This window comes from Curtobacterium sp. MCPF17_046, from assembly GCF_003224295.1.
GTDB lineage: Bacteria > Actinomycetota > Actinomycetes > Actinomycetales > Microbacteriaceae > Curtobacterium.
In genome coordinates this window covers 55416-66773 of record NZ_QKLB01000019.1, presented here as the reverse complement: position 1 = coordinate 66773, position 11358 = coordinate 55416, and the positions used below count along the sequence as shown (strand labels likewise).

Annotated in this window: 9 protein-coding genes and 1 pseudogene; 6 read left to right on the top strand and 4 right to left on the bottom strand. The window is 71.0% G+C overall.

All coding sequences use genetic code 11. The features are described 5' to 3' along the window. Window positions 1-196 precede the first annotated feature (196 nt). Entirely contained in the window at window positions 197-1129 is a 933-nt protein-coding gene (locus DEJ32_RS14415; protein WP_110901776.1) for an NADP-dependent oxidoreductase, read from the top strand. Between the two features lie 348 nt (window positions 1130-1477). On the opposite strand, the pseudogene DEJ32_RS14405 reads toward DEJ32_RS14415, so the two are convergent. After that, window positions 1478-1825, bottom strand: a pseudogene (locus DEJ32_RS14405) (very short patch repair endonuclease); the annotation flags it as partial. Between the two features lie 69 nt (window positions 1826-1894). Beyond that, window positions 1895-4423 (bottom strand): excinuclease ABC subunit UvrA, encoded by a 2529-nt coding sequence (locus DEJ32_RS14400; protein ID WP_110901774.1) that lies wholly within the window; start codon window positions 4421-4423, stop codon window positions 1895-1897. Window positions 4424-4501: 78 nt separating this feature from the next. Between DEJ32_RS14400 and DEJ32_RS14395 the strand changes: the two genes are divergently transcribed. The 5 genes from DEJ32_RS14395 to DEJ32_RS14380 all read left to right on the top strand — a co-directional run bounded on the left by DEJ32_RS14395 (window position 4502) and on the right by DEJ32_RS14380 (window position 7875). Continuing rightward, the gene (locus DEJ32_RS14395; RefSeq protein WP_181420698.1) at window positions 4502-4717 is read left to right on the top strand and encodes a DUF1653 domain-containing protein; all 216 of its coding nucleotides are present in this window, start codon (window positions 4502-4504) and stop codon (window positions 4715-4717) included. Window positions 4718-4842: 125 nt separating this feature from the next. Beyond that, window positions 4843-5289 carry a hypothetical protein gene (locus tag DEJ32_RS14390; RefSeq protein WP_110901773.1) on the top strand — a complete coding sequence of 149 codons (447 nt, stop codon included), beginning with the start codon at window positions 4843-4845 and terminating at the stop codon, window positions 5287-5289. A gap of 162 nt (window positions 5290-5451) precedes the next feature. After that, a complete protein-coding gene (locus tag DEJ32_RS16560) occupies window positions 5452-5580 on the top strand; it encodes a hypothetical protein (RefSeq protein WP_258369081.1) in 129 nt (42 codons plus the stop codon). 14 nt (window positions 5581-5594) lie between these two features. Continuing rightward, entirely contained in the window at window positions 5595-6425 is an 831-nt protein-coding gene (locus DEJ32_RS14385; protein ID WP_110901772.1) for a hypothetical protein, read from the top strand. 166 nt (window positions 6426-6591) lie between these two features. Beyond that, window positions 6592-7875 (top strand): exonuclease domain-containing protein, encoded by a 1284-nt coding sequence (locus DEJ32_RS14380; RefSeq protein ID WP_110901771.1) that lies wholly within the window; start codon window positions 6592-6594, stop codon window positions 7873-7875. Here DEJ32_RS14380 and DEJ32_RS14375 read toward each other — a convergent pair. Further along, window positions 7872-9041, bottom strand: coding sequence for a DEAD/DEAH box helicase (locus tag DEJ32_RS14375; RefSeq protein ID WP_110901770.1), 1170 nt, complete (start codon window positions 9039-9041; stop codon window positions 7872-7874). The genes DEJ32_RS14380 and DEJ32_RS14375 overlap by 4 nt on opposite strands. A gap of 171 nt (window positions 9042-9212) precedes the next feature. Then, window positions 9213-11294, bottom strand: coding sequence for a nuclease-related domain-containing DEAD/DEAH box helicase (locus DEJ32_RS14370; RefSeq protein ID WP_110901769.1), 2082 nt, complete (start codon window positions 11292-11294; stop codon window positions 9213-9215). Window positions 11295-11358: the final 64 nt, after the last annotated feature.

Genomic DNA, 11358 nt, shown 5'->3' with positions numbered 1-11358 from the left:
GGAAGCTAAGCCTCTCAGCGCCGATGGTACTGCAAGGGGGACCTTGTGGGAGAGTAGGACGCCGCCGGACTTCTTTTTACAGAACGATCGAGCCCCTGATCGGGGTGAGCAGCAATGCTCACCCCGGTCAGGGGCTCTTTCGCGTCCCCACACGCCGGCTGAGCGGGCGGTGTCGTACTCCGGGTAGACCGGAGACATGAAGGTCGTCGGAGTCGAAACGTTCGGAGGGCCTCGGGCCCTCGCGGTCCATGAAGTAGCCGAGGTGCACGCCGGTGCCGGCTCGGTCCGCATCGCCGTCCGGGCATTCGCGGTCAACCCCACGGACACGGGGGTGCGGGCGGGGGAACGCGACAGCTCGAAGGCCACGGCTCCGTACGTGCCCGGGATGGATGCCGCGGGCGTCATCGACGAGGTGGGACCGGACGTCGAGGGGTGGTCTGTCGGTGACGAGGTCATGGCGATCGCCCTCCCGCTCACCGGGCACGGCGGTGCGTACGTCGAGTACCTCGTCGCCCCGGTCGGGTCGTTCACGCGGATCCCGCGCGGGACCACGATCGAGGAAGCATCCACCGTGCCGATGAACGGGCTCACCGCCATCCAGATGCTCGAGCTCGCCGGGCTCGAGCGGGGGCAGACGCTCGCCGTGACCGGCGCCGCCGGGCTCCTCGGCAACTACGTCGTGCAGCTCGCGAAGGCCGTCGGCATCACCGTGATCGCGGACAGCTCCGAGAAGGACCAGGCGCTCGTCCGTTCGCTCGGGCCGGACCACATCGTGCCGCGCGGGGACGGCTTCGCTGCCTCCGTGCGCGCCGTCGTGCCCGAGGGGGTCGACGCCCTGTTCGACTGCGCCCTGCAGCGCGACACCGTCGTCCCGGCCATCCGCGAGGGTGGTGTGTTCGTCGACGTTCGCGGCTGGGAGGGCAACGGCGCACCCGGCATCCGGTTCGAGCGGGTGTCCGTGTTCAGTGAGTACCGGTCCTTCGACAAGCTCGAGCGGCTGCGCCATGGTGTCGAGAGCGGCACGATCGTGCCCCGGGTGGCCGAGGTCCTGCCGGCAGAGCGGGCGCCGGAGGCGCACGAACGCCTCGAAGCTGGCGGGACGCGGGGTCGCTTCGTCCTCACCTGGTGACGCAACTGTCGTGACCGACTGACGGACGGGAGGTCCGACACCAGCTGGTGCCGGGCCTCCCGTCCGTTCGTCGTGCGTCAGCGGAGGCGGGTCGCCGCGATGCCACCGTCGACGTCGAGCGTCGCACCGTCCATGCCGGAGCGTCCCATCTCTCGCGGGACTACCGGGAGGCGTACGGGCGGCCGCCGGCGGAGGACGCGACCGGGGCCCGGAAGGCGTTCGCCGCTGCGGGCTGACAACCGGGCAGGGGTGCGGTGGCCGCTGCCGACCACCGCCTGTGATCCGGTGCCAGCGGTCGAGTACGGCCTCGATCGTGTCCGCGGCCGTCTGGACGTCGTCGTGTTCCCAGACGCGGATGACCCTCCAGCCCTCGCTGCGGAGGACGGCGTCGTGCCAGGCGTCGCGCTGCCGGTTCGCGAGCAGCTTCGTGCGCCACAACTCGGCGTTCGCCTTCGGCACGTGTGCGTGCTCCTCGCACCAATGCCAGAAGCAGCCGTCCACGAACACCGCGACGCGGGCACGGGGGAACACGAGGTCAGCACGCGCTCGTGTCCGGACGCTGATCCGGCGGTCGACGAAGAACCGACGGCCGCGGGCGTGGAAGGTACGGCGCAGGGCGAGCTCCGGCGCGGTGTCACGGCGTCCGAACCGGGCCATGTGGCGGCTGCGCTCCTCGTCGGCGTCCCAGTGCTGCATGCCGCGACGGTACCGAGCGAGTGGTGCCCCTCGGGGAGACTCCATGCCGTCTGTGGAGGACTCCGGCGGTCAGCCCTCGAGTTCGGCGCGGAGGTACGGCGCGGTGCGGCTCGACGGGGAAGCCGCGACCTCGGCGGGCGTACCCGATGCGACGACCTGACCGCCCTCGTCGCCGCCGGACGGACCCATGTCGATGACGTGGTCGGCCGCGGCGACGACGGACATCGCGTGCTCGACCACGACGACCGTGTTGCCCGCGTCCGTCAAGCGGGACAGCTGCTCGGTGAGGCGCTCGACGTCGGCCGGGTGGAGGCCCGTGGTCGGCTCGTCGAGCAGGTACAGCGTGTGGCCGGAGCGGGCGCGCTGGAGTTCGGTCGCGAGCTTGATGCGCTGCGCCTCGCCGCCGGACAACTCCGGTGCGGGCTGCCCGAGTCGGAGGTAGCCGAGGCCGACCTGCTGCAGGGCGTCCAGGGCACGTGCGGCGGCGGGGAGGTCGGCGAGGAACGGTGTGGCCTCGTCCACGGTCATGCCGAGGACGTCGGCGATCGTCGCGCCGTCGAGGCGGACCTCGAGCGTCTCGTCGTTGTAGCGGGAGCCGTGGCACTCCGGGCACGGAGCCCAGCTGCCGGGCAGGAACAGCAGCTCGACCGACACCGAGCCCTCGCCCTGGCAGACCTCGCACCGGCCGCCGACGACGTTGAACGAGAACCGGCCGGCCGTCCAGCCGCGGGCCTTCGCGTCGTCCGTCGCGGCGAACGCGGCACGGACCGCGTCGAACAGGCCCGTGTAGGTGGCGAGGTTCGAGCGGGGCGTCCGGCCGATCGGCTTCTGGTCGACCTCGACCACGCGGCTGACCTGCGGGTGCTCGGCGGCCTGGTTCGCGAGGACGCCACCGACCAACGACGACTTGCCCGACCCGGACACCCCAGTGACGGCGGTGAGCACGCCGAGCGGCACGTCGACCTCGAGGTCCCGGAGGTTGTGCTGCGTCACGCCCCGCAGTTCCAGGGTGCCGATCCGTCGTCGAGGAGGGCGGGCCTCCAGGCCGGAGGCACGCGGTTGCAGGAAGCGGCGGGTGACGGACGCCTCGACGTCGGCGAGGCCGTCGACCGGGCCGCTGTAGAGGACGGTGCCGCCGGCGGAGCCGGCACCGGGGCCGACGTCGACGATCCAGTCGGCTCGGCGGACGATGCGCATGTCGTGCTCGACGACGAAGACGCTGTTGCCGCTGGCGCGGAGGTCCTCGAGCACCTGGACGAGCGGTTCGGCGTCGGCCGGGTGGAGGCCCGCGCTCGGCTCGTCGAGGACGTAGACGACACCGAAGAGGCCGCTCCGCAGCTGTGTGGCGATGCGGAGGCGCTGCATCTCACCGGGGGAGAGCGTCGGGGTGGCGCGGTCGAGGCTGAGGTAGCCGAGGCCGAGGCCGGTGAGGACCTCGACCCGGCCGAGGAGGTCGCGCGCTATGGTGACCGCGACCTCGGTCCGTTCACCGGATGACGTGCGGGACGTGGCCGCCGTGGCGTCGGTGAGCTCGGCGACCGGACGGAGGACCTCGGCGACGCCGGACAGCGGCAGCGCGTTCAGCTCGGCGATCGTCCGGCCGCCGAACGTCACCGCGAGTGCAGCGCGCGTGAGACCCGTGCCGCCGCAGAGCGAACACGGGCCGGACTCGACGAACTGCAGGACCTTGTTCCGCTGCGTCTCGCTCTGCGAATCGGCGAGGGTGTGCAGCACGAACTGGCGGGCGCTCCAGAACCGGCCCTTGTACGGCTTCGCGACGCGGTCACGCTTCGGGTGCACCTCGACGACGGGCTGCTCCTCGGTGAAGAGCAGCCAGTCGCGGTCCTCCTGGGGCAGCTCGCGCCAGGGACGCTCGATGTCGTAGCCGAGGCCGGCCGTCACGTCGCGGAGGTTCTTGCCCTGCCACGCACCGGGCCACGCCGTGATCGCGCCGTCGCGGATGCTCAGCGACGGGTCGCGGACGGCGGACGCCTCGGTCACCTCGTGGGCGACGCCGAGGCCGTGGCAGCGCGGGCAGGCGCCGGCGACCGTGTTCGGGGAGAACGAGTCCGAGTACAGCTGGTCCGCGCCCTCCGGGTACGTGCCGGCGCGGGAGTAGAGCATGCGCGTTGAGTTGCTCAGCGTCGTGAGCGTGCCGACGGTCGAGCGGGAGCTCGGGGCGCCGCGACGCTGCTGCAGGGCGACGGCCGGTGGGAGGCCCGTGATCGAGTCGACGTGCGGGGTCGAACCCTGCGCGATGAGGCGGCGGGCGTACGGGGCGACGGACTCGAGGAAGCGGCGCTGGGCCTCGGCGAACACGGTGCCGAAGGCGAGGCTCGACTTGCCGGAGCCGGAGATGCCCGTGAAGGCGACGATGCGGTCGCGGGGGATGTCGACGTCGACGTCGCGGAGGTTGTTCTCGCGCGCGCCGCGGACGCGGATGAAGCCGTCGCGAGTGGTGTCGTCGTGACCGGCAGTGGCGCCGGGACGAGCGGTGGCGCCGAGACCGGACTTGTCTTCGCGGCCCGCAGCGGCGTCGTGGCGCGCGGTCTCGTCGGGGGAGGTGGTCGAGGGGCGGGTCGTGCGGGGAGCGGGCATCCGTTCGAGCCTAGGCGGGTTCGAGCGGGGCAGTCATGGGCGGGGACGGTCCTGTCGAGTCGCCCTAGCATCGGGGGCATGAGCAGCGACGTGATGCCCGGCCGGTACCGCCACTTCAAGGGCGGGGAGTACGAGGTCGTGCTCGTCGCGAAGGACGTCGAGACCGAGGAGCCCGTCGTCGTGTACCAGGCGCTGTACGGGGAGCGGGGGCACTGGGTGCGGTCGCTCGCGGACTTCACGGCGCAGGTCTCGCGTGACGGGTACGAGGGGCCGCGGTTCGTGCCGATCGGGTAGCGATCGGAGACGGGACCCGCGGAGCGTACCCGACGAGGGTCCGCAGGGCTGAGGACCAGCACGCACGACGTACCATGTGGAGTATCAGTGCCTACGGGACGTCCCCGCGGAAAGGAACGCGAACGATGGACCAGGAACCTTCCCTTCCGCCGCTCGGCTCCGGCGGGAAACTGGTCCTCATCGCGTTCCTCGGGGCCTCGGTCTTCGTCGTCACCGCGCCGTTGGTGATCGGTGTGGCTTCGGTGGCGCTCATCCCCGACCTCGGCGGACTCCGAGCGGGAGTGTCACCGGTTCTGGTCGCGGGATGGTTGATGGTCACAGTGGTGGTGACGATCTGGTTCGGAGGCCCGCTCGAACGGGTTTCGAGGAGGCCGTTCGGCAGCTACCGCTGGGCAGGGGCCCTCGCAGCGGAGGCCACGTCGCTCGCCTTCCTGTGGTTGCTGCTCCTGCCGATCCTGGCCAGCGGATGGTCTGCGTTGCTGGCCGCCAGCATCGGTGCCCTCCTGTTCAAGTGCGCGGAACCGCTCCTCGACCGATGGGCGCGCGAGGAGCGTGCTGACGGTGGGGGTTGACCCGGACCACCGCGTGGGCCGGGGATGGAACGGACGGGAGGCGCGGTGCGCGCCGGTGCCGCGCCTCCCGTCCGTTGGGTGCGGACGGGAGGCGCATGGCGGGCTGGTGCGGTGCCTCCCGGCCGGCCGGTCAGTACGGTGGGTGCGGGGAACGGGGGAGGGATGGTCGACGGCATTGCAGTGGCGGCAGCGTGCACCGTGTACGAACTGCTCGCTGGCGCGCTCGTGGAGTGGACCGGACTCGGGTTCGTGCCGCTGCTGCTGGTCGTGGCGATCAGGACGTGGAACTGAGTCGAGGGGGAAGCATGGCGGAGGACAACGAAACCGCGGGCGGCGGTGCGCCGCACCACGGGCACCGCACGCACGGCGGCGGCTGGATCGCGGGCGGCATCGTCGCGCTGTTCGTCGGCTGGTGGTTGGCGCTGGCGTCGATCCTATCGACCGCAGGACCGTGGTCGGGCCGGTGGTCGGACGGGGGCATGATGCTCGCCTACGTGATCGCTGCAGCGCTCGGGTTCGGGGTACCGCTCTGGGGCTTCGTCAGTCTTCGTCGGGAGGCGCGTGGCGGCCGGTCGGTCAGCCTCGTCGGTCCGACCGTGTGTCTGCTCCTCATGGCGCTCGGAGGCGTCACGCTCCTGCCGCTGCCCTTCGTCCAGGGGGTGTCTCTGGCGTCCGATGCTGCTGAGCGTGCGCAGCCGCCGACCGACGGGGAGACGGCGCGGACGATCCCGGAGGCACAGGAGGAGCTGCGCGTGCTCGGCGACCGAGTCGTCGCGTCGATGGGCCGGGACAGCTCGGCTCCGGCGGCGGACGTCGAGACAGACTCCTGCCGATTGGACAACCACGACGTGGGCACGATGGTCCGCTACTCGTGGTGGTACGACGGCGGATCGACCGCGGCGTCCCCGTCGCCGTCCGGAGCGGGGTCAGACGCCGAAGGCACCCGGATGAGCGAGCCCGCACTCCGTCTGCTGCGGGACGAGGGCTACGAGCTGTACCAGCGGTACGACGGCGGTGGCGGCTACCTCTTCGTGCCGGACGACTGGCACGGGCGGGCGACGATCGGGCAGCGCGCCGAGGACGTCCTGCTGGAGAGCGGCTGTCTGGTCGACCCGAACGCGGTCGACGAGGAGTGAGCCGCTCAGCACGCGGTTGATCGTGTTCGCTCGTGCAACGTGCGCTGGATCTGCTCGGCCGAGGGCTCGGACGGACGCCCCTCGAACAGGTGGTCGCCGCGGGTCACCATCGCGGTGATGATGGTGCAGCGCCGCGCGGGACCGTGGTGCTGAGGAGGAGTGCACGATGCACAACGGCTACGCGGTCATCGACCTCGAGACGACCGGACTCGCTCCGTCGTACGGGCACCGCATCATCGAGATCGGGATCGTCCACGTCACGCCGGACGGCGAGGTCGAGCAGACCTTCGAGACCGTCGTCAACCCGAACCGCGACCTCGGCCCAGTGCACATCCACCGCCTCCGTGGTGCCGACATGGCGGGTGCTCCGACATTCGCGGACGTCGCCGGTGACCTGGCAGACCGTCTGCAGGGTCGCGTCGTCGTCGCGCACAACGCCTCGTTCGAGGCGCGGTTCCTGCGCGCCGAGTTCGAACGGCTCGGACACCGCTCGCCACTGAAGCAAGCAAGCAGTGCGCTCTGCACGATGCGGCTCGCACAGGAGTTCCTCCCCGGGTCCGGCCGGAAGCTGGCCGACTGCTGCAGCGCCTACGACATCGAGCTCGTCGACGCCCACGAGGCGCTCGCCGACGCGCACGCCACCGCCCGCCTGCTCGGCGCCTACATCGGATCGTCCCGCCGTGATCCGCGGTGGACGACCTGGGGCGACGTGGCTGGTGGGCAGCGGTGGCCCGGAGTCCCGCGCAGCGGTCGGGCGTGGATCGCGCGCAACCGCTCGACCGGCGTGGCGACCCGGACCCGCGTCGACGTGGCGACGGACCGTCTGCCCGCCGTCGACGGCAGCGCGGAGGCGACGCTCTACGCGGCCGTGCTCGACCGTGCGGTGTCCGAGGACCTACTCGCCGCGAGTGACGCCGACCAACTCAGCGCGTACGCGACCGAGTTCGGGCTGGACGCGGCCGCTCGCGCGAACCTGCACCGGCGGTACTTCGGCGACCTGGTCGAAGCGGTCTGGGCAGACGGCGTCCTGACCATCCAGGACCACATCCAGCTCGAGCGAGTCGCGCGGTTGCTCGGGGTGACGAACGACGAACTCGAGCACGCGGTCCACAGTCGGCAGCCGGCCCGCATGGGCGCTCGGTCCTTCTCGGCGGTCCAGCAGCCGACCGCAGCAGCCGTCGAGTCGCCGTCGATCGACCTGGAGGAGGGGAGCATCGTCACCCTGACCGGCGAGATGCGTCGCAGCCGCCCTGAGATCGAGGCGGACCTCGCACGCCTCGGCATCCGGTCGGCCCCGAACGTCACGAAGAAGACCGCGGTGCTCATCGCAGCGGACGTCGACAGCCTGTCCGGCAAGGCACGGAAGGCCCGGCAGTACGGCATCCCCATCATCGAAGAGGACGTCCTGGAGGCGGCGCTCGCCGCCGCGGGTCAGGGCTCGGCCCGTTAGACAGCTGGCTCCGGCGTCGCCACGGCGCCTGCCAGCCGCGCACGCTCCTCGGCGAGCACCTGCGCGATGAGTTGCGACTCCGAGATGTCGAACGCCTGCGCCGACGCGCTCGCCGTCTCGCTCACTGCAGCGAAGTCCGCGAAGGTCCTGGTCTTCCGCGCGAGCATCCGCACGAGCGCAGCATCGACGCCGTCCTCGGACAGCAGACGGTGCACCTGCACGACGTCGAGCTGGCCCATCCGACGCGCGCGGGCGATGGCCTGCCACTCCGTCGTCGGCTTGAGCTGCGGCTCGCAGATCACCACGACCGACGCCGCCTGGATGTTGAGGCCGACGCCGCCGGCGATGATCTGCGCGACCAACACGGCTCCCGGAGCTGCCGCGGAGAACTCGTCGATCATGTCCTGGCGCCCGGAGGGCGGGGTGGAGCCGCTGAGCGGACCGAAGACGGTTCCGTCGACGGCGGCGAGCACCGCCTCCAGGACGGCGCGGTAATGGGAGAAGACGATCGTCTTGCGGCCGGTGGAGCGGGCCTCCGCGATCACGTCGCGGAGCGACGCGATCTTGCTCGAGGCGGCGCCGTCGAGCATCGCGAGCTGCCGCATGGTGTGGAAGTCGTCGCTGTCGAGCGCCGCGGCGTAGCGCGCGGCCTCGGCCGGGGTGAGGTCGGTCCACTCCTCGACCTCGACCAGCTCCGGGAGCTCGGTGAGCACGTCCTCCTGGCTGCGGCGGAGGTACACCGGCGCGATCTGCTTCCGGAACGTCAACGGGTCGTCGTCGTCCTCGCCGACCATGAGATCCGGGCGGATGTGGTCGATGAGCACGCGGAACTCCTCGACACGGTTCTCGAGCGGCGTGCCGGACATGAGCAGTGCACGATCGGCGCGTGCGAGGAGGGCACGGGTGTGCTTCGTGCGCTTGGCGTCGGGGTTCTTGACGTAGTGCGCCTCGTCGACGATGACCGTGGCGAACCGATGGTCCTCGGGCACCTGTGTGTGGAACCACTCGAGCGTCTCGTAGGTGGTGACGGCGACACCGCCCTCGCGCAGCCAGCCGCTGATGCCTCGCACCCGCTCAGTGCCGTGGACGCGGAACGCCGGCACCGACGTGTGCTTCTCGGTCTCGCGCAGCCAGTTCGCCACCACCGCGGCGGGACACACGACCACGAAGCGGGGCGGTCCTTCGCCGATGCGGCTGTGTCCTGGATGGAGGCGCGGTGCTGACGGACCTCTGCGGCGACGGTCGACAGCATCTGCAGTCGGTCACGGGTTGCTCTGTCGACCATTGGTGCCCCTTCCTGGGTCGTGGGTCTCATCGTGGCATGAGGGTGCGTGGTGTCACCGCACCCCGACCCACAGCCCGTCCCGCGCCCGCGTCATCCCGACGTACAGCTCCCGGCGGTCGAGCTCACGCCGTTCCTTCGCCGACTCGGACTCCGTGAGCGGCGGGTCTGCGAGCAGCTTCGCCGGCACGTGCGGCAGGAGCACCTGCTTGAACTCGAGGCCCTTCGCCCGCTTGATCGTGCCGACACGGATCATGTCGGAACTCTTGCCGGCGTAGTTCTTCAGCGAGACGGTCGGCACCCCGGCGTCGGCGAGCAGCGCCATCACCTTGTCGGCCTGCGGGTTGGTCGCCGTCAGGATGCCGACGTCACCGCGTCCCGTGCCCACGAGACGGAGGACCTCCTCCACCCGGGTGAGCAGCGCGTCGTCGTGTTCGGTCCGGCTGCGGAAGCGGTTGATGCCTGGCTGCGGTCCGGAGCGCGTCACAGCGGAGACCGAGTCGCCAGCGCCGTCGACGCCCTCGATGTCGACGAACTGGTCGTCGGCCACCATCTGCTTCGCGAACTCGAGGATCTCCGCCGTGTTGCGGTGGTTCACGTCGAGCACGACACCGCGTCCGGCGAGGCTGATGCCGACCTCTCGGAGTGTGTAGCCGCCCGGGTAGATGGTCTGCTGCCCATCGCCGATGAGGGTGAGCCCGTCGGAGCGGTCGCCGACGAGCGAGTGGAGCAGCGAGACCATCGCGCAGGACAGGTCCTGCGCTTCGTCGACTATCACCGCGTCGTACCGGTCGAGCGGGACCTCCCGCAGTGCGTCGCGGGCGAGGAGGATGACGTCCTCCCAATCGCAGCCGCCACGCTCGCGGAGCCCGGTCGAGTACGCCTCGTACAGGTCCCACACCGCCTGGCGGTCGTCCACGGTCAACCGGTGCTTGCGGCCCACACGCGCAAGGTCCGCGTACTCATCGAAGTGCGTCAGCCCGCGTCCCTTGATGACGTGGCTGATCTCCTCCTCCCAGTAGCGACGCGTGAAGCGCGTCGCCTTCAACGGACTGGAGGCGCTGATCGCGTTCCACGCATCGGCGAACGCGAGTTGAGCCTCCCGTCCGGGCGTGCGGAACGCGATCCCGCGTTCCTTGAGGAGTCGGTTGGCGAAGGCGTGCACGTTGACGAAGTCGACGCGGCCGACCATATCCGGCGCCAAGCGCTCGAGGAGCGACTCGAGCACTGCCGGCAGCGTTCGTATGTAAGTGGTGAAGAGGATGCGCCCGCCGGTCGAGCGGGCCAGGTAGGCAGCCCGGTGCAGGCCGACCACGGTCTTGCCCGTGCCGGCTGCCCCGCGGATACGGGCCGGGCCGTTGAAGCTGCGACGGACGAGCTTCGCCTGTGCGGGGTCGAGCGAGGCCATCCACTCCTCGATCGGTGCCTCGAGGATGCCGTCGAGGAGCTGACGCTCGAGCTCGTCCTGATCGACCGGCTCTGGTTGCGGCTCGGGTGCGCGAGGGACGACGGTCTGCGGGACGATCACTTGCTGGGTACTCGCGGCCGCGCCGTCCATCACCGGGAAGTGCGAAATGACGGCGGCGAGGACCTCGTCGACGCGCCTGGGGGAGAGTCGAGCCTTCGGGCGGGTGATGTGTCTGATGAGGTCGTGCGTGCCGACGATGTCGACCGAGGCCACTCGCGCCTCGATGCCCTTCTTGCCTGCGAGGGCGACGACGGCGTGCACCTCACCGGGAGCGAGGCCGATGTCGGCCAGGACCTTCTCGGTGTCCCACGCGAGGTCGGCGAGGCGGGCAACGTCGTCCGTGACGTCCTCCTGGCCACGCGTGATGCGGTCGTCGTCGATCGCGACCTCCCGCCACGCCTTCGTATCGACGATCCAGACGCCCGAACTACCGACGACGACCATGTCGACGTTCGCGGTACTGCTGCCTGGCCAGCGGCGGTCAGCGAGGAGGTGGTAGCCGATGCCGGCGAGGGGGGCGAGCGTGCGTGCCGTCTCGGCCTCGGTGCGGTGGGCGATCTCGAATCGACCGGCGCGCTGCTCGGCTTCGTCGGCCTGGCGGCGGAGTTCGCTCGCTCGGTCGCGCTGTCGGCGTGCTTCGACGCCTGCCGATTCCCCTGCGATCGTCATGCCCTGAGCCCCTCGGGGACACGTCGAGACGAGCGCCGCCTGCGGTCCCCGGATTGGGCGGTGC

What these genes read in the sequence shown, in the direction of transcription:
- DEJ32_RS14385 (WP_110901772.1), top strand. Translation starts at nt 5,595, where the DNA reads ATGGCGGAGGACAACGAAACCGCGGGCGGCGGTGCGCCGCACCACGGG.
- DEJ32_RS14390 (WP_110901773.1), top strand. Translation starts at nt 4,843, where the DNA reads ATGGACCAGGAACCTTCCCTTCCGCCGCTCGGCTCCGGCGGGAAACTG.
- DEJ32_RS14395 (WP_181420698.1), top strand. Translation starts at nt 4,502, where the DNA reads ATGAGCAGCGACGTGATGCCCGGCCGGTACCGCCACTTCAAGGGCGGG.
- DEJ32_RS16560 (WP_258369081.1), top strand. Translation starts at nt 5,452, where the DNA reads ATGGTCGACGGCATTGCAGTGGCGGCAGCGTGCACCGTGTACGAACTG.
- DEJ32_RS14380 (WP_110901771.1), top strand. Translation starts at nt 6,592, where the DNA reads ATGCACAACGGCTACGCGGTCATCGACCTCGAGACGACCGGACTCGCT.
- DEJ32_RS14400 (WP_110901774.1), bottom strand. Translation starts at nt 4,423, where the DNA reads ATGCCCGCTCCCCGCACGACCCGCCCCTCGACCACCTCCCCCGACGAG.
- DEJ32_RS14415 (WP_110901776.1), top strand. Translation starts at nt 197, where the DNA reads ATGAAGGTCGTCGGAGTCGAAACGTTCGGAGGGCCTCGGGCCCTCGCG.
- DEJ32_RS14370 (WP_110901769.1), bottom strand. Translation starts at nt 11,294, where the DNA reads ATGACGATCGCAGGGGAATCGGCAGGCGTCGAAGCACGCCGACAGCGC.